The organism is Pseudoclavibacter sp. VKM Ac-2888, assembly GCF_015351285.1.
Lineage (GTDB): Bacteria > Actinomycetota > Actinomycetes > Actinomycetales > Microbacteriaceae > Pseudoclavibacter.
Window position 1 is genome coordinate 105,607 of the sequence record NZ_JADKSM010000001.1, and the last position, 17,673, is coordinate 123,279.

Consider the following 17,673-nt stretch of genomic DNA (forward strand, 5'->3'; position numbering starts at 1 on the left):
CGGGTTTCGATACGCGGACGATACCCGCCAGCTCAGCGGAATCCAGGGGCGCCGTGCCGGGGTCGCCATTCGTGAGAGACTTCCGGCTTGTGACTTCCGCCAGCGCATCCGAGAACTCCAACCAGCACGAGGCTGCGCGAGAACCGCAAGCGGTCGCAGGGCAGGCCAGCGCCGCCCACCACCTGCAGCGTTCCCTCTCGCCGCGCCAGCTCGCGATGATGGGCCTCGGCGGCGCCATCGGCGCCGGCCTCTTCGTCGGCTCGGGGCAGGCGATCGCCGTCGCGGGCCCCGCCGTGCTCGTCTCCTACGCGGTCGCGGGCCTGCTCGTCATCCTCGTGCTGTTCATGCTCGCCGAGATGGCCGCCGCCGACCCGCAGAGCGGCGCCTTCTCCGTGTACGCGGCGAAGGCCTTCGGCGCCACGGCCGGCGCGACGCTCGGCTGGTTCTACTGGATGCAGCTGGTCATCGTCATCGCCGCCGAGGCAACGGGCGCGGCCGCGATCGTCGCAGCCTGGACGCCCGGCATACCGCAAGGCGTGTGGGCGCTCGCCTTCATGGTCGCGTTCACGCTCATCAACCTCCTCGGCGTGCGCCGCTACGGCTCCTTCGAGTTCTGGTTCGCGGTGCTCAAGGTCGCCGCCATCATCGGCTTCCTCGTGCTGGGCGCCGCCTTCCTCTTCGGGCTCATCCACGACGTCCCGTCCCCGGGCCTCTCGAACCTCGTCGCCGGCGACGGATTCGCGCCAACCGGCATCCTCGGCATCTCCGCGGCCCTGCTCATCGTCATGTTCAGCTTCGGCGGCACCGAGCTCACCGCGATCGCCGCCGCCGAGACGCGCGACCCGGCCACGAGCATCCGCCGCGCCGTGCGCAGCGTGCTGTGGCGCATCCTGCTCTTCTACATCGGCTCCGTGTTCGTCATCGTCGCCGCACTCTCCTGGACGGACCCAGCCGTCGTCGCGGGGCCCTTCGCCGCGGTGCTCGCCCTCACGAACATCCCGGGCGTCGACCTCATCATGTCGGCCATCATCGTCATCGCCCTCCTCTCGGCGCTCAACGCCAACCTCTACGGTGCCTCCCGCATGGTCTACTCGCTCTCCGAGCGTCGCTTCGCGCCCCGCGGCATGCAGCGCCTCGCGAAGAACGGCACTCCGACCATCGCGGTGCTCGTCTCGGTCGGTGTCGGCTTCCTCACGGTGATCTTCAACTTCCTCGCCCCAGACGCCGTGCTCCCGACGCTCCTCAACATCGTCGGTTCGACGCTCATCGTGCTGTGGGCGACGGTCACGGCATCGCAGTTCGTGCTGCGGCGGCGGGCGGATGCGCGCGGCGAGACCCTCACGGCCCGCATGCCCGGGTTCCCGTGGCTGAGCATCCTCGCCGGCGTCATCCTCGTCGTGATCGTCGTCCTGACGATGCTCAACGAGGGCTCACGGGAGCAGCTGCTCGCGACGCTCGCCATGACGGCCGTCATCGCGATCGCGTGCGCCTTCACCAACCGCCGCCTGCGCCGGCAGGGCATCGACCCCGTGCAGCTGCTGCGCGGCGAGCACCACTGAGCTGAAACCCGGGGCACGAGCTCTGGGGCGTGATCCCAGGCAGTCAGTCCCGGGTCGCGAGTCCTGTGTCGCGAATCCCGGGCCGTGACCGGTCGCCGCCAGGCCGGTGCGCCTCAGCTTCGCCGGTTCAGGCCCCGGTCAGCTCCTTCAGCACCGCGAAGCCCCGCAGGATGCCGGGGTGGGTGAGGATGCGGAAGTGGCCGCCCGTCGGCAGTTCGATGTTGCGTGCGAGCTCGAGCACGCTGCCGTCGGGGATGTGCGGGTCGAAGCGTCCGAACACGGACACGATGCGGGCGTTCGCGTCGCTCTCGCGGGCCAGCGCGAGGATCGTCGCGTCGCTGGGGGAGAAGATGCGCAGGCTCGAGACGGCCATCGCGCGCGCGTAGCGGGAGCCCGCGAACGGCGTCGCGATGGCGAGCATCCCCGCGATCCGCTCGGCGCTGTCGCCGAACGACATGGCGAACTTGCCGACGAGCCCGCCTTTGCTGTGCGTCACGAGGAGCACGTCCGTCAGGTCGTGGGCCCGCAGGTACGCGGCGACGTGCTCGGCCGCATCCGGGACCGGCCGGTGGTTGAAGCCGAGCGGCTCGAGCACGTGCACGGGGTGGCCGTTCTCGTGGATGGCCTCGATGAGCGGCAGCATGAACCGCCAGGGCTCGTAGACGCCGGGGATGATGACGACCTGGGCCCCGTCGCCGCTGAGGTACGAGCTGGCCTCGGCGCGGCTGAAGGCGGCACGGACCTGCCGCTCGACCGCGTAGACGTAGTCGAGCGCCCACCAGCCGAGCTTCTGCAGTGCGCCTCCGATCATCGCGCGGCTCGATCGCCGGCGGGAGGCCCTGACGGAGACCCCGCGGGAGACGGGCCATGCGCGGGGTGAACCGAACGCCGTAGCCGCGGTGTGAGGACTGCCATGCAAACGCCTTCCCTGGAACGGGTCTCAGCCTGCTGCGCTCAGGCGCGGCTTCGACGGGGGAACGAGCAGGCTACCGGAGGATGCCGCGTGCCCTCGCCTCGGAGACCGCCGCGGTGCGGGACGTTGCGCCGAGCTTCGTGAAGACGTGCGCGAGGTGCGACTTCACGGTCGTCTCCGTGACGAAGAGGGCCGCGGCGACGTCCGTGTTCGAGAGTCCGGATGCGACGAGCTCGAGCACTTCGATCTCCCGCGGCGAGAGGCTCTGCTGGGGCGTGCGGAGCCGGTCCATGAGGCGGGAGGCGATGGGCGGCGCGAGCGCGCTCGCACCGCTCGCCGCGGCCCGGACCGCCGCGAGCAGCTCGTGGGGCGGCGCATCCTTCAGCAGGTAGCCGCTGGCGCCAGCTTCGACGGCCCCGAGGATGTCGCCCTCCGAGTCGTAGTTCGTCACGACGAGCACGTGCGGCGGGTCGGGGAGGCTGCGGATGCGGCGGGTCGCGGATGCGCCGCTCTCGTTCTCGCGCGCACCGAACTGGAGGTCCATGAGCACGAGGTCGGGCCGCTCGGTGGCCGCCGCCTGCACGGCCTCCTCGGCGGTGGACGCCTCCGCCGCGACCTCGATGTCGGGCTCGAGGCCGAGGAGGGCACGGAGGCCTGCTCGGACGACGGGGTGGTCGTCGGCGATCACGACGCGGATCATGCGGTGCCTTCCCTGGGGCGCGTTGGGAGCGTGACGGTCAGGGTGGTGCCCTGGCCGACGCTGGAGGTGACGTCGAGGGAGCCGCCGAGCTGCTGCACTCGCTCACGGGTGGCGACGAGCCCGAACGAGTCCGAGTTCGCACCGCCAACCTGCTCGTGGGTGCTGGCGTCGAAGCCCCGGCCGTCGTCGGCGACGGCGAAGACGAGCCCGGCCGCCGACTCGTCGAGGGTGATGGTCGCGCGGCTCGCGCCAGCGTGCTGCACGACGTTGGCGATGGCGCCCTGCGCGATGCGCAGCAGGGCGGTCTGCACGGGCATGGGCAGGGAGTCGGCGCTGCTGTGCACCTCGACGCGGATACCGTGCGCGGCCGACGTCGCGTCCGCGAGCCGCCGCAGCGCCTGCTCGAGGTCCATGCCGTCGAGGTCCGGCGGCGACAGCTCGCGGATGAAGCGTCGCGTCTCGGCCAGGTTGTCGGCGGCCGTCTCCCTCGCCAGCCGGATGTGCCCGACCCCGGCGCCGTCGGGGTCGGCGCGCTCGGCGGCGTGCAGCAGCATCTGGATGCTCGCGAGGCCCTGCGCGACCGTGTCGTGGATCTCGCGGGCGAGGCGGGAGCGCTCCGTGAGGGTGCCCGCCTCCCGCTCCGTCGCGACGAGGTGCTCCTGCGTCGCCAACAGCTCCCGCATGAGCTGCTCCCGCTCCCTCGCCTCCTTCGCGAGCGCCTCGTAGCCGATCCCGATGAGCACCGCGACGCCCGCGCCGATGCAGGGGCCGATGACACCGGCGACCGACCAGCCCTCGTGAAGCCCGAGGCCGATGACGGCGATGGCCGTCGTCGCGCCGACCGCGAGCATCCCAGCCCGTCGGCCGAGCAGGTGCAGGTACACGAAGAAGAGCGGGAAGACGAGGTACGCGGCCTCCCGGGAGAGCCAGAGCAGCAGCATCCACTCGAGCGTCAGGGCGAGTACCCAGAGCAGCCGCTGCCTGGGCAGTGCGGCCACCAGCCGCGTGCGCCTGGATGCGGCGATCGCCCCGAGCGCGTACGTCGCGCCGAAGAGCAGCGTCGCGGCCAGCACGAGCGCCGTGCTCTGCTCGGGGGTGAGCACCGCGCGCACGGCGACCAGCGCCAGGAGTCCGAAGAAGAGGGCGTGGAGCCCCGTGCGCAGACCCACGAAGACGGGAGTGAGCGCAGTGGTCGGCATGCGGCTCAGCCTAGACACGGCTCGCGTCGCGGTCATCCTTCGAAAGGTGGAGCGACGACTCCATCGTGCGGTCCGCGAGGAGTGTGCCGACGGGCGATGCCGGGCGTGGGTGCTCGGCGGGAGGGTTGCCTGAGCCGCCGGAACTGGCGGCAGGAAAGGACCACCATGTTCGTCGCGCTCCGCGACCTCCGCTTCGCGAGAGGCCGATTCGTGCTGATCGGCGCCGTCGTCGCGCTCATCACCGTGCTCGTCGGGTTCCTCAGTGGGCTCACGGGCGGCCTCGCCACCCAGAACATCTCGGGAGTCCTGGCGTTGCCCGCCGACCGCCTCGTCTTCACCGTCCCAGCGGGTGACGACGCACCGAGCTTCTCCACCTCGTCGCCGTCTCGTGAGCAGGCGGACACGCTCGCCTCGTTCCCCGGCGTGCGCAGCGTCGACCCGCTCGGCATCAGCCAGCTGCGGGCCGAGACTGCCGAGACGGGGGCCGCCGTCGCCGTCTTCGGGGTCCCGGCAGGGTTCGCGGATACCTCGCCAGCGGCGGCAGGCGAGATCACGCTCTCCGAAGCCGCGGCAGAGGACCTCGACGCCACGGTCGGCGACGAGGTCACCATCGGCGGCGCTGCCTTCGACGTCGCCTCGATCGGACCGGAGGCCTGGTACAGCCACACTCCGGTCGTGCAGGTCACCCTCGCCGACTGGCAGGCGCTCGCCGAGCAGACGGGCGCTCCCGGCGCCTACGCCACCGTGCTCGCCGTCTCGGGAGACCCGGACTGGGCCGCGGCGGATGCCGAGACCGGCACCGTCTCCGAGACCCTGCTCGGTGCTCTCGGCGCGCTCGCCGCGTTCCGCTCAGAGGTCGGCTCGCTGCTGCTCATGGTCGCGATGCTGTTCGGCATCTCCGGGCTCGTGATCGGCGCGTTCTTCACGGTGTGGACCATGCAGCGGCAGGGCGACATCGCCGTGCTCAAGGCGCTCGGGGCGAGCACACGATCGCTCGCACGGGATGCCCTCGGCCAGGCCCTCCTGGTGCTCGTCGCTGGAATCGGCGTGGGGGTGGGACTCGTCGCCATCCTCGGCACCGTCGCGGGCCAAGCCCTGCCGTTCCTGCTCAGCCCGCTCACCACCCTCCTCCCGGGAGCCATCATGATCGCACTCGGGCTCGCCGGGGCCGCCTTCGCGCTGCGCTCCGTGACCACAGCAGACCCCCTCACCGCACTCGGGAGCAACCGATGATCGCACTGGACAACATCACCCTCACCTTCCCCGACGGGGGAGGGCGCCTGACTGCGCTCGACGGCGTCAGCCTCACCGCCGACCGGGGGACCGTGACCGGCATCACGGGGCCGAGCGGCTCGGGCAAGTCGAGCCTGCTCGCCGTCGCGGCCACCCTCATCCGCCCGGATTCCGGCGGCGTGATGATCGGCGGCGTCGACGCGAGCGGCATGAGCCGCACGGAGTCGGCGGCCCTGCGTCGGTCCAGCATCGGCATCGTCTTCCAGCAGGCGAACCTCCTCCCGTCGCTCACGGCGCGCGAGCAGCTGCTCGTCATGAACGAGCTCGGTGAGCCCGGAAGCCGCCGCCGCAGGCCCGCCGCAGCAGCGCATGCCGACGAGCTGCTCGCCGCGGTCGGCCTCGCCGAGCACGGCGCGAAGCGGCCGCACCAGCTCTCCGGCGGCCAGCGGCAGCGCGTCAACATCGCGAGGGCCCTCATGAACGACCCGAGCGTGCTCCTCGTCGACGAGCCGACAAGCGCGCTCGACCAGGAGCGCGGGGCCGCGATCATCGAGCTCATCCTGCGCCTCACCGAGGAGCTGGACACGGCGACCCTGCTCGTCACGCACGACCTCACCCACCTGCCCCGGATGCACGACACGGTGCAGCTGGTCGATGGGAGACTCGCGCAGCTCCAGCACTGAGCCGCCCGCGACGGGCCGCTTCTGCGCGAGAATCAGATGCGCGGCCCGTCTGGCCGCTCACCACGGAAGGCGGCGGAGACCCATGCGCATCATCGTCATCGGAGCGGGCCTCGCGGGCCTCACCGCCGCCTGGGAGCTGCGGAAGCGCGGCCACGAGGTCAGCGTGCTGGAGGCCAGGGCCCGAGTCGGGGGCCGAACGTGGTCGCAGCGGCTCGGCAACGGCGCGATCACCGAGCGCGGCGGCGAGTATGTGTTCCCGACCGAGTTCGCCATCCGTCGGCTCTCCGCCGAGCTCGGGGTGCCCATCCTGAGCCACAACGTGCGCTACGCGAGGCGCACCGTCGACGGCCGGCACGTATCGTTCGCCGAGCTCGAGGCGACGACCGAGCAGATCACCGAGACCCTCCGCGGGATGCTCGCCGACGGACTCACGCGCGTCTCGGTCGAAGACGCCCACCGTGAGGCGCTCGGCCCCGACTACCAGCAGCACCCGGTCTACCGCCGCATGGTCACCTCCCTCGCGAACGACCCGAACCTCGTGAGCGCCGCCTCCGCGTTCCTCTACGACCCGGATGCGGACCAGCCGTTCATCGACGACGGCGGGCGCTTCGTGGGCGGCAACCAGTCGCTCGCCATCGAGCTGGCCCGCCGGCTCGGGGCCGCGGTGCGGCTCGAGCACCCGGCCCGGGCGATCGACCAGTCGAGCAGCGGGGTCGAGGTGACCCTCGCTGACGGAAGCACGCAGCACGCCGACGCGGCCGTGATCGCCGTGCCGCTCCCAATCCTGCGCAGCCTGCGACTCGGCTTCGCCCTCACCCCGGGGCAGGATGCCGCCCTCTCGCACCGCATCATGGGCACCGCCGCGAAGCTCGGCGTGCCCCTCGCCGCCGTCGACGACGACATCGCCCTGCAGAGCGCGGACCTGAGCTGGTGGTCCTGGCGCTCCCTGTCTGCCGACGGCGAGCACCGCATCCCCGCCCTGTCCTGCTTCGCCGGGAGCAGGGGCACCCTCGAGGCCCTGCGCACGGAAGCGGGACCGGGGCGCTGGGTCGGCGAGTTGCAGGCGCTGCGGCCGGGGCTCGTCATCGACGGCGACGTGCTCCTCACCGACTGGAGCGACGACCCGTGGACGCGCGGCTCCTACTCGGCGGCCTCGCTCGACTGGACTCCGGCCGACCTCGATGCGTTCGACGTGCCAGCGGGCCGGGTCGCCTTCGCGGGCGAGCACACGGGCCTCGAGCAGACCCTCAACGGCGCCGTCGTCTCCGGCCTCCGCGCGGTCACCGCGATCGGGGCCGTCGAGCGCCTGACCGAGACGAGCGGCGGCCCAGCATGAGCGGCGCGGCTGAAGCCCAGCAGGAGCGGACCTCGCGCGTGGCCGCCCTGCGCCGCCGAGTCGCGGCCGCGGTCCTGCTCGCCGCGACCGTCGCGCTGGGCCTCGCAGTGCACTACGCGCTTCCGGATGGGGAGTTCGGGGACATCGTCGGTGCCGGCCTGTACACGGTCGCCGTCTACCTCGGGGTCGTCCTGCTCGCGCCCCGCGCCACAGCATGGACCGCGTTCGCGCTCGCGCTCGCCTGGTCGTTCGCGGTCGAGCTGCTGCAGCTGACCGAGCTGCCAGCCCGCGCGAACGAGGCGTTCGCACCGGCCCGGCTGGTCCTCGGCTCCGGGTTCGAGGTGAGGGACCTGCTCGTGTACGCGCTCGGCGGCGGCGTCATGCTCGGCGTAGACCTGGCCGTGACGCGCAGCCGAGCTCGACGACGTCGCGCCCCGCTGGTACCGTGAACGCGTGTTCCTTCTTCTCTTCTGCTAACGGCTGAGCTGGCCTCCCGCGCTCGCTGACGCCGGTCTCTCGAACCGAGACCGCCCGAGCATCACGGTGGCCACCTGCTCTGACCCGACTCCGGGTCGCCGTTTTCGCGCGCCCAGCCGCTGACGCCTTGCCGAGCCCTCTGAGAGTCCTCGGGGAGCCCTCGGCGGCTCGCGGCGCGCCGCTCTGAAGGAATGATCGTGCACACCACCCCCACCTCAGTTCCAGCGCGCCATCGCGCGCAGCTCACCCTCACCGACGTCTCGCTGCTGCGCGGCGCGACGCCCGTGCTCACCTCCGTCGACCTCGTGGTCACCGCCACGTCGCGCATCGCGATCGTCGGCGAGAACGGCCGCGGAAAGTCGTCGCTCCTGCACGTGCTCGCGGGCATCCTCCCGCCAGACAGCGGCACCGTGCAGCGCATCGGCACCCTCGGTCTCGCCGAGCAGGAGATGCACGCCGACGACGCTCGGACCGTCGGCCAGGCCATCGCAGACTCCATCGCGACGGCGCTCGCCACCCTCGCCGAGCTCGACGCCGCAGGAGCGGCACTCGCGGAGGGCGGTCCGAGAGCCGAAGAGCGCTACGCCGCGGCCCTCGAGGCCGCGGAGGTGCTCGACGCGTGGGACGCGGAGCGGCGAGTGCTCATCGCGCTCGAGGCCCTCGACGCCGAGACCGATCCAGACCGCCTCCTCCGCGAGCTCTCCGTGGGACAGCGCTACCGGGTCCGCCTCGCCTGTCTCCTCGGGGCAGACGACGACATCCTGCTGCTCGACGAGCCGACCAATCACCTCGATCGCGCGGGGCTCGACTTCCTCACCGAGCAGCTCCGCTCGCGCACGGGGGCGGTTGTCGTCGTGAGCCACGACCGGGCGCTGCTCGCCGACGTGGCCGAGACGATCGTCGACCTCGACCCGACGCCAGACAAACGGCCCCGCGTCTCCGGCAACGGCTTCGCCGGGTACCGCGAGGCGCGCGCCGCCGAGCGCGAGCGGTGGGAGCAGGACTACGAGCGGCAGCAGCAGGAGCAGGCGCGCCTGCAGGAGAGCCTGAGCGCGGCGCAGAACCGTCTCGTCACGGGGTGGCGACCGGGCAAGGGCGCGAACAAGCACGGCCGAGCCACCCGCGCAGCTGGCCTCGCGCAGAGTGTGCACCGTCGCCAGGAGGCCCTCGAGGCGCACGCCGTGACGGTGCCGGAACCACCGCGGCTCTTCCGGTTCCCGGAGCTCCGCACCCGGGCAGGAGCTGAGCTGCTGAGCGTCGACGGGGTGGCCGTCACGGGGCGCCTCCACGGTCCCGTGTCCCTCGCGCTCTCGCATCGGGGCAGGCTGGCAGTGACCGGCCCGAACGGTGCAGGGAAGTCGACGCTCCTGCGCGTGCTGGCGGGCTCCCTCGCCCCGGATGCGGGTTCCGTGCGCGTGCAGCCCGGCACCCGAGTCGGCGTGCTCCCGCAGGAATCGTCGCTCCCGCTCGAGCAGCGCGCGGCGGAGGTGTACGAGCGGCGACTAGGCGAACTCGAAGCCGCCGGCGCCGTCTCACCGAGCGAGACGGTGGGGCTCTCGCAGCTCGGCCTGCTGCGCGCGAGAGAGGCGGGCAAGCGGGTCGGCGAGCTGTCGATGGGGCAGCAGCGCAGACTCGACCTCGCGCTGGTCCTCGCCGCGAAGCCGCACGTGCTGCTCTTGGACGAGCCCACGAACCACCTCTCGATGGCCCTGGTTGACGAGCTGACCGATGCGCTCGCGGGAACGCAGGCCGCGGTTGTGCTCTCGAGCCACGATCGGCAGCTCCTGCGGGACGTCGACGACTGGCCGAGCCTGCACCTCGGGCCTCGAAGCGTGCAATTCGTGCCGTCCAGCGACGAAAGGCTCCCAGGAAGTTGACAGCTCGCGGTAGCGTTGCTCCGCTCCCCGAAGCCCAGGGGATCTCACCAGCTTCACGGACCTCAAGGACGTCACTATGTTCACGCTCGAAAACTCCACCCAGATGGACTCCTGGCAGTGGGAAGCGCTCTCGCCCGGCGGCACCGCCAGCGGCTTCGTCGGCTGGGTCCTCCTCATCATCGCCCTCTGGCCCGTCTTCCGTAAGGCCGGCTACCCGGGCTGGGGCGCCATCATCCCGATCTACAACGTCTACATCCTCGTCAAGATCGCCGGGTACCACGGCGCGACGGTGCTGCTCTACCTCATCCCGATCGTGAACGTCGTGTTCTCGATCTTCGTCGCGATGCGCATCGGCAAGGCGTTCGGCAAGGGCGGAGTGTTCAGCTTCTTCCTGCTCTGGCTGCTGTCGATCATCGGGTACTTCATCGTGGGCTACGGCTCTGCGCAGTACCGCGGACCGGGCGGACGCGCCATCACGGCCTAGCTTCCGCTCCACCCGCATCGCGCGCGCATCGCGCGTCTCGGCCGCGGTGACCCGCTTGTCCTCGACGACAAGCGGGTCACCGCGGCCGATCGCGTTGCAGCGGCTGCCGCCTCTCTCAGCTGCCGAGGAACTCCACGAGCGCCGAGGAGACCTCGTCCGGCGCATCCAGCGTCACGACATGGCCGGCGCCGGCGACGACGAGCTCCGTGAGTCCGTCCGCCGCCGCCCAGGCTGGCATGGCTCGCGAGATGTTCCCCGTGGTGTCGCTCGCGCCGCGAACCAGCAGCGTCGGCACCGGTGTGCGGTAGCCGGGAGCCGGACGCACGAACTGCGTCGTCGCGCGCCACACCGCCAGGAACTCCCGCTTCGACATCGCGGCGAACGTTCGCGTCAGCTCGGCACGTGCCGTCGCCGTCACGGCTGAGGCATCCGCCATGAGCTTCGGCAGGCTCCTCGCCGGGACCAGCTGGAGGATGGGCGCCGCGGCGCGGAGACCGGCGCGCTCCTGGAAGCTGAGCGGGCCGGCGTTCCAGGTGGAATCCAGCACAACGAGGCTCCGGAACCGCTCCGGGGAGCGCCGAACCAGCTCCTGCGCGAGATTCCCGCCGAGCGAATGCCCGAGCAGCGAGACCCTGCCGAGGCCGAGGTGCGCGATGAGCCGCTCGACGTCGCTCGCCAACAGCTCGGGGGAGAGGTCCGTCGAGTTCGGACGCGACGCCCCGTGCCCGCGAAGGTCGACGAGCACGACGCGCAGGCCCGCCCGACGCAGCGCATCCGCCTGGCGCCGGAACATCGTGTGGTCGGCGCCCGCCCCGTGCAGCAGGACAACCGCATCGGCATCGGCGTCGGCCGCGTCGAGGCTGTCGGAGTAGCGGAGGGAACATCCGCCGAGGGTGAGGTGTCCCGGAAGCGTGCGCATGCCAGCGACGGTAGTCGCTCCGCGAATCCGTGCCAATTCACGTGATTTCACATGCACGAGTGATTTCACCCCGTATTTCACCCTACGATCAGGGAAGGGGGCCACCGCTCGATCAATGAACACGGATGTGACTCATGAAGAAAGCGCTCTCCCTCTCTCTCGCCGCGCTGCTCGCGGCCTCACTGCTGACGTTCCTCGGAACCGGCCCAGCCCAGGCCGCGAACTTCGGGACCGTGGGCCAAGACGTCATGTCGTCAGCGAACTACGTCGCCAAAGGCAGCTCCGCGACGACGACACCGCAGGGCGCGCCCGTCTCGTCGCTGTCCGACCAGACGGCCGCGATGGTCGACACGCTGCCCGACCGGTACCTCAGCGACTACTGGAAGGGCCGACTCAAGACCTCCACGAACCGCGAGAACTTCACGATCCCCATCTACACGGTCGACAGCTCGAAGGCCGACGCCAACTGGGTGAAGGTGAAGATGCAGAGCTACGCGCTCTACCCGGACATCCACCCCGTCATGGAGGGCAAGGCGACCGCTTCGGCGACCGGAGGCACGTACGGGTTCCAGATCACTCCGTTCGCGACCACCGCGAAGAACTACGGCAAGGTCGTCATCCCGGCGCACGCCCTGCCCGGCGGTCCGATTCCGGGCGGCGACCAGTCGATGACCGTCGTCGATATCGCCACCGGCATCGTGCGCGGGTACTACGTCGCCGAGAAGCAGAGCGACGGGTCCTGGATGATGGGCGGCGGCTACCTCACCACCCTCAACTCCCCGAAGTCGACGAACTGGTTCGACCAGAACGAATGGCTCAAGGCGGAGCGGGGCACGAGCTCCGTCGGCGGCGTCATGAACGAGTTCCTCATGGCAGGCGCTGAGGAGATCGCGGCGGGCTCCATCAACCACGTCACGAGCTGGACCTTCCCCTCCACGCGGTCGGGCACGGCCATGTGGCCCGCCTACCAGACCGACGGGAAGCTGAGCGAGGCGCACGCCCCGAAGATGGGGCAGCGGTTCTGGATCCCCAACGACGCGGCCACGAACGCGAAGATCGCCGCGCTCGGTCTCTCCAGCTTCGAGAAGGTCGTCGTCAAGAACCTGCAGGAGTACGGCGGCATCATCACCGACCAGAACTTCTGGACCATGGCGCTCAACCTGCAGCATCCCGTCACGTACACCGCGCAGGGCAAGCCCAACCCGTACCTCCCCGGCGGCATCGTCCACAACGCGCACGGCAGCGTCGACCTCATCAACAAGATCCCATGGACCCTCACGAAGTGGGGCGAGATCACCTCGAGCACGAAGCTGCCGCAGTTCGGGGCGCCGACCGCCACGCCGACACCGACCGCGACGCCGACGACACCGCCGAGCCCGACGGCGGCACCGGGTGTCGTCGACCGCCTGGGCTCCACCGACACCTACGCCAACACGGTCACGGCCTCCGGCAAGGTCAACACGGTCGGCAACAAGCTGGTCATCGCAAACGGCGAGGGCGGTGTGGATGCACTCCTCGCGGCCCCCGTCGCCGCCAAGATCAACGGCAACCTGCTGCTCACGAAGCCAGACGCGCTCCCGTCCAGCATCTCCGCCGAGGTGACGAGGCTGAAACCCTCAGCGATCTTCGTCATCGGCACGATCTCGGAGGCGCAGAAGACCGCGCTCGGGAAGCTCACACCGAGGCTCGAGGTCGTGACCGCCGCCGACAAGTCGGAGACCGCGCTCGTGGTGGCGAAGCGGTTCTTCCCCAACGACCCCAACGTGTACATCGCCAGCAGCGGCAAGGCGACGGAGATCGCCAACGCCTCCGGGAGGGCCACCCTCGCCAAGGCGCCGGTGCTCCTGACCGGGCCGACGCAGACCAGCGCCAGCTTCAAGGCCTACTTCGCAACCGGCAAGGTCACCTCGGCCCGTGTCATCGGCCCAGTGGCGTCGCTCTCGGCGACCGTCTTCAACGAGGTGAAGGCCAAGATCTCGAACACGACCCGAGTCAACTCCTCGGACGCGTTCGCCATCAACGGGGCGCTCCTGGGCGACTTCGACGCCGGGAGCATCCGTCCGAAGGGCTTCGCGCTCGCGAACCCCGGGAGCTCCGCGGACATCGCCGTGGCCCTGCTCGTCTCCGCGCGCACCGGGTATCCGCTGGTACTCGCCACGCAGACGTGCGTTCCTCAGACTGCGTGGGCCGTGACCTCGAAGTACCCCGGGGCCAACTACAACGTCGTCGGAACGACGAGCGACCTGGTCTCGGACATCCAGAAGAAGCGGTGCGCGTAGGGATCGCCCAGCGCGCACCGCGGTGACCATGGCCGGGAGATCAGCGCTCGGGGGAGGGAGACAACCGGTAGAGCACCTGCGGCCGCCCGCGCTTGCCGTACCGGTGCGCCAGGTCGATCACCCCCGTCTCGACGAGGTGGTCGAGGTAGCGCCTCGCGGTCGCACGGGAGATGTCGCAGGCCTCGGCGACGTCGAGCACCGTGGCGGGGATCACCGGGTCGAGCGAGGCGACGACCCGCTCGAGCGTGACCTGTGCCAGCCCTTTCGGGAGCTGCGCCGACTGCGCGGCACCGTTTCGCGCCACGCTCGAGTGGCCGCGCGGCACGGCGGGCTGACGAATGCTGCCTGTGGCCAGCAGCCGGTCGATCTCACCCTGGCCGAGGGGTCGCTCGCGGTCGCTCTCCGAACTCGCTCGACGCTCGGCGCTGTAGAGGTCGAGGCGCTCCTGCAGGGCGGCCTGCGTGAACGGCTTGATGAGGTAGCCGACGACGTGGGCCGCGAGGGCCTGCCGCACCGTCGTCTGGTCGCGGGACGAGCTGATCACCAGCACGTCCGGCACCTTCGCGCCGAGTGTTCTGAGCCGGTGCAGGACTTCGACTCCGCTGATGTCGGGCAGCCGCATGTCCAGGAGCATGAGGTCGACCCCGCTCATGCTCTGCGCGAGCGCGGACTCACCGGTGCTGGCGGTACCGGCGAGCGAGAATCCGGGGATGTCGGTGATGAACCCGCTATGCAGGGCCCTGGCCCCACGATCGTCGTCGACCACGAGCACTCGGATCGGGTTCGAGGCCGCCCGCGGGCTCTTCTCGGTTCTGCTCATGCCGCTCCTCTCCTGGCCGCAACGACGGCGTCGATGATCTCGGTCATGGCAGCCGCTCGATCTCGAAGGCGAAGCGCGACCCGCCGAGTCGTGACGCCCCGACTTCGATGGTGCCGCGGCGCGACGTGACCGTCCGGCGGACGAGCTCGAGGCCGATGCCCCGTCCGAGTCCGCTCGGGTCGGGCTTGGAAGAGAACCCAGGGGCGAAGATACGGCCGCTCGCTTCGGCGTCCAGGCCGGGACCGTCGTCGTCTACGAGCCCGATGATGCGGCTGCCGCTCTCGCGAAGCGTGCAGAGGACCTGGGATGCGCCCGCCTCGCCCGCGTTCCGGCAGAGGTTCGCGATGACGGTCACGACGCCGTCGTCGATGTCCTCGTCGAGCTCGAGGTCGAAGCTCGCCTGCGCTCCCAGCTCGTGTAGTTCGGCCCGCACCGCCTGCGTCGTGGCGTCGAGAAGGGGCAGGTGGAGACTCGAATCGGTGCTGTCGGAAGCGTCGACCCCTGCCGTCCGAACCGGCACGACCTCGTCGATGTACTCGAGCGCGTCCTGGGTGTCGCCTCTCGAGACGAGGCCGTGGACCACGTGCATGCGGGTGCTGAACTCGTGAGACTGCTCGCGCAGGGCGGTGGTCGTGCGCCGCATCTGCGCGTGCTCGGCGGCGAGCGCGTCGAGTCTGCGGAACCGGCGCTCGACCGCGAACGCGAGGGCCGAGCTGGCGAGCGTGCCGAGGACGAGTGCGCCGATCGTCCAGGGGAGGAGCTCCCCGAGGGCCTCGGCGCTGTCCGCGGAGATGCTCGACTCGAGCACGCCGACGGCGACCATTCCGAGGACGGTGTCGTCTTGCCCGACCACGGGGACCTTCGCGCGCAGCGAGGGGCCGGATGCACCTTCTTCTGTGCCGTGAAACGCCTCCCCGGCGAGGACGGAGGCGTTGGCCGTCGAGACCTGCACCCCACGCTCGGCGGGGTCCGGATGCGTGATGCGCACGCCCTCGTCGTCGGTGATGACGACGTAGTAGACGCCCGTCGCGTTCTCCACGAGGCTGGCAAGCGGCTGCAGGGCATCGGTGGCCCCGGCGAGGTCGTCCGCGTTCGCGAGCGCTGAGGTGGTGCCCGCACTCGTGACGGCTTCGAGCGCTCCACGTACCTCGTCCAGCTGTGCCAGGCTCGACGCGACTTCATGCACGCGCTCGGCGGTGGTCTCGCGAAGCTCCCTCTCCTGCGCCGAGAAGGCGATCGCGGCCGTGATCGAGACGGAGCCGAGCGTGATGAGACTCGGCACCACGAGCATCCCCAGGCGCACGGCTCGCTGGCTGAGCTTGAACGGCATCGTCATCCTCACTTCCCGCGCCCCTGGCTTGCGGCCTCTGGCTCGAGCCTTCGGCCTGCGCAGACCCGAGCGGCGCCTCTTCGCACCGGGCTCGCGAGCACTTATGAGCACAACTCCTCGTGGAGCTCCTCACGTGCGAGCGCGGTGCAATCCTAGGTCGATATTGCGGAGACAACGATGTCCGCGCGAATGGAGCAATGATGATCCGAGCAACGAAAGACCCGGCGGCGCCGGACGAACCGGGCCGGCAGGCCAAGCCCGGCGGCAGGCGTGTGGTCGGCCGCGTCATCGGTGGAGTCGTAGCCGCCGCATCGATCGCCGTCGCGAGCTTCGGGTCGATCACGTCCGCCGCGGCGGGTCAGGACATCAACGCGTCCATGACGATCATCGCCCCGGCAGCTGCCGGTGGCGGCTGGGACACGGTCGCCCGCGAACTGCAGCAGGCGCAGAAAGCCGAGGGGCTCGTCAACAACGTGCAGGTGGTCAACATGCCAGGGGCCGGCGGAACGATCGCGCTTGGCAATGTCTCCGTGCTCGATGGCGAACCCAACAACCTCCTCGTCGGTGGAACCGGCCTGCTGGCCGCCACCATCCAGTACGACTCCGCGGCAAAGCTCGAAGACGTCACGCCGCTCGCGGTGATGGTCGAGGAGTACGACGTCATCGTCGTCCCAGCCGACTCCCCGTACGAGACCCTCGAGGATCTCGCCACGGCATGGAAGGCCGACCCGAAGTCCATCCCGTGGACCGGCGGTGGCTCGTTCGACCAGCTCGTGGTGACCGACCTCGCGCTGAGCGCAGGCATCGAGCCCGTCGACACTACCTACATCTCGTCTGACGGCGGTGGCGAGGCCATCCAGGCGCTCCTCAACGGCACGGCGAAGGCCGCGGCGGGAGGCTACGCAGACAACATCGACCAGATCGAAGCCGGCAGGTTGCGGGCCCTCGCGGTGGTGGCGGAGGAGCCCATCGAAGGCGTCGACATTCCGACAGCCGCCGAGCAGGGTTACGACATCTCGCTCACGAACTGGCGCTCGATCCACGCTCCCTCAGGCTTGACCGAGGAGCAGACGGACGCCCTCGCCGAACTCGTGGTGCAGACGACGGAGACACCCGAGTGGCAGGAAGCCATCGAGAGGTACCACTGGAACGAGCGCCTCATCACGGGCGACGAGCTCGACACGTTCCTCGCTGAAGAGGAACTGCGCATCACGGCGCTCTACGAGGAGATGGGACAATGACGCACCACGCGAACCCGACTGCCGCGTCGGCGGTCATCGGCGGAGACCTGACCTTCGCCGCAGGCCCAAGCAAGACGGCCACCCTCCTCAAGGGGCTGACGATGCCGCTGGTCATCGCAGCCTTCGCCACCTACCTCCTCTACGGCATCTTCACGATGAAGGTGCCAGAGGGGGCCGACTTCCCCGGGCCGCAGTTCTTCCCCGGCCTCATCGCCGCCGGCCTGTACCTCTTCGCGGCTCTGCTCGCCGTCGGTGCCGTCCGTGAGCTGCGCGCGACCGCGGCCTCGTCGACGATGACCGAGGAGGAGCTTCTCGCCCGTGCGCTGGCCGACGACGAGGCGCTTGCTGCGGCGGGCGCAGCCGGCGCTCCCCGCAAGGTGCGCGTCGACGTGAAATCGTTCGCCTGGGTCGTCGGCTCGTTCCTGGTGTTCTCGCTGACGCTCGACCTGCTCGGCTGGGTCATCGCAGCAGCCCTCCTCTTCTGGTGCGTGGCCCGCGGCTTCGGCTCGACGAAGCCGGTGGCGAGCCTCGTCGTGGGGTTCACGCTGAGCTCGCTCGCCTACATCGCCTTCGACATGGCACTCGGCATGTCGCTCCCGTCCGGCATCCTCGGAGGTATCTGA

General features: G+C 70.5%; 16 protein-coding genes. 10 read left to right on the forward strand and 6 right to left on the reverse strand.

From position 1 onward, the window contains the following. The first annotated feature begins 89 nt into the window (after nt 1–89). Nucleotides 90–1,559: an amino acid permease gene (locus tag ITJ61_RS00525; protein ID WP_323744269.1), complete on the forward strand. Its 1,470-nt coding sequence runs from the start codon at nt 90–92 to the stop codon at nt 1,557–1,559. Nucleotides 1,560–1,686: 127 nt separating this feature from the next. Here ITJ61_RS00525 and ITJ61_RS00530 read toward each other — a convergent pair whose 3' ends face one another. The 3 genes from ITJ61_RS00530 to ITJ61_RS00540 all read right to left on the reverse strand — a co-directional run bounded on the left by ITJ61_RS00530 (nt 1,687) and on the right by ITJ61_RS00540 (nt 4,371). Continuing rightward, on the reverse strand, nt 1,687–2,370 hold the full coding sequence (locus ITJ61_RS00530) for an esterase/lipase family protein (protein WP_194685178.1): 684 nt from the start codon (nt 2,368–2,370) through the stop codon (nt 1,687–1,689). A 175-nt stretch (nt 2,371–2,545) separates the two neighbouring features. Next, nucleotides 2,546–3,172, reverse strand: a complete 627-nt coding sequence (locus tag ITJ61_RS00535) for a response regulator transcription factor (RefSeq protein ID WP_104240942.1) — start codon at nt 3,170–3,172, stop codon at nt 2,546–2,548. Continuing rightward, entirely contained in the window at nt 3,169–4,371 is a 1,203-nt protein-coding gene (locus tag ITJ61_RS00540) for a sensor histidine kinase (RefSeq protein ID WP_194685179.1), read from the reverse strand. Before ITJ61_RS00540 ends, ITJ61_RS00535 begins: the two co-directional genes overlap by 4 nt. A 165-nt stretch (nt 4,372–4,536) precedes the next feature. Between ITJ61_RS00540 and ITJ61_RS00545 the strand changes: the two genes are divergently transcribed. The 6 genes from ITJ61_RS00545 (at nt 4,537) to ITJ61_RS00570 (ending at nt 10,461) form a co-directional block, all read left to right on the forward strand. Beyond that, nucleotides 4,537–5,604, forward strand: a complete 1,068-nt coding sequence (locus tag ITJ61_RS00545; protein ID WP_194685180.1) for an ABC transporter permease — start codon at nt 4,537–4,539, stop codon at nt 5,602–5,604. Next, the gene (locus ITJ61_RS00550) at nt 5,601–6,287 is read left to right on the forward strand and encodes an ABC transporter ATP-binding protein (RefSeq protein ID WP_194685181.1); all 687 of its coding nucleotides are present in this window, start codon (nt 5,601–5,603) and stop codon (nt 6,285–6,287) included. Before ITJ61_RS00545 ends, ITJ61_RS00550 begins: the two co-directional genes overlap by 4 nt. Before the next feature lie 82 nt (nt 6,288–6,369). Next, nucleotides 6,370–7,623 carry a flavin monoamine oxidase family protein gene (locus ITJ61_RS00555; RefSeq protein ID WP_194685182.1) on the forward strand — a complete coding sequence of 418 codons (1,254 nt, stop codon included), beginning with the start codon at nt 6,370–6,372 and terminating at the stop codon, nt 7,621–7,623. Beyond that, nucleotides 7,620–8,072 (forward strand): DUF2809 domain-containing protein, encoded by a 453-nt coding sequence (locus ITJ61_RS00560; protein WP_194685183.1) that lies wholly within the window; start codon nt 7,620–7,622, stop codon nt 8,070–8,072. Before ITJ61_RS00555 ends, ITJ61_RS00560 begins: the two co-directional genes overlap by 4 nt. 219 nt (nt 8,073–8,291) lie before the next feature. Next, nucleotides 8,292–9,977 (forward strand): ABC-F family ATP-binding cassette domain-containing protein, encoded by a 1,686-nt coding sequence (locus ITJ61_RS00565; RefSeq protein ID WP_194685184.1) that lies wholly within the window; start codon nt 8,292–8,294, stop codon nt 9,975–9,977. 76 nt (nt 9,978–10,053) lie between these two features. Continuing rightward, on the forward strand, nt 10,054–10,461 hold the full coding sequence (locus ITJ61_RS00570; protein WP_104240949.1) for a DUF5684 domain-containing protein: 408 nt from the start codon (nt 10,054–10,056) through the stop codon (nt 10,459–10,461). Nucleotides 10,462–10,576: 115 nt separating this feature from the next. Here ITJ61_RS00570 and ITJ61_RS00575 read toward each other — a convergent pair whose 3' ends face one another. Next, nucleotides 10,577–11,380, reverse strand: a complete 804-nt coding sequence (locus ITJ61_RS00575) for an alpha/beta fold hydrolase (protein WP_194685185.1) — start codon at nt 11,378–11,380, stop codon at nt 10,577–10,579. A 134-nt stretch (nt 11,381–11,514) separates the two neighbouring features. On the opposite strand from ITJ61_RS00575, the gene ITJ61_RS00580 reads away from it, so the two are divergent. Beyond that, nucleotides 11,515–13,659, forward strand: a complete 2,145-nt coding sequence (locus ITJ61_RS00580; protein ID WP_194685186.1) for a cell wall-binding repeat-containing protein — start codon at nt 11,515–11,517, stop codon at nt 13,657–13,659. A gap of 40 nt (nt 13,660–13,699) precedes the next feature. Here the strand turns inward: ITJ61_RS00580 and ITJ61_RS00585 are convergent, their stop codons facing one another. Further along, a complete protein-coding gene (locus ITJ61_RS00585) occupies nt 13,700–14,479 on the reverse strand; it encodes a response regulator (RefSeq protein WP_194685187.1) in 780 nt (259 codons plus the stop codon). Nucleotides 14,480–14,522: 43 nt separating this feature from the next. Next, nucleotides 14,523–15,809, reverse strand: a complete 1,287-nt coding sequence (locus tag ITJ61_RS00590) for an ATP-binding protein (protein WP_194685188.1) — start codon at nt 15,807–15,809, stop codon at nt 14,523–14,525. A gap of 197 nt (nt 15,810–16,006) precedes the next feature. On the opposite strand from ITJ61_RS00590, the gene ITJ61_RS00595 reads away from it, so the two are divergent. Then, the gene (locus tag ITJ61_RS00595; protein ID WP_104240953.1) at nt 16,007–17,050 is read left to right on the forward strand and encodes a tripartite tricarboxylate transporter substrate binding protein; all 1,044 of its coding nucleotides are present in this window, start codon (nt 16,007–16,009) and stop codon (nt 17,048–17,050) included. Beyond that, nucleotides 17,047–17,673 (forward strand): tripartite tricarboxylate transporter TctB family protein, encoded by a 627-nt coding sequence (locus tag ITJ61_RS00600; protein WP_104240954.1) that lies wholly within the window; start codon nt 17,047–17,049, stop codon nt 17,671–17,673. The genes ITJ61_RS00595 and ITJ61_RS00600 overlap by 4 nt, the downstream gene beginning before the upstream one ends.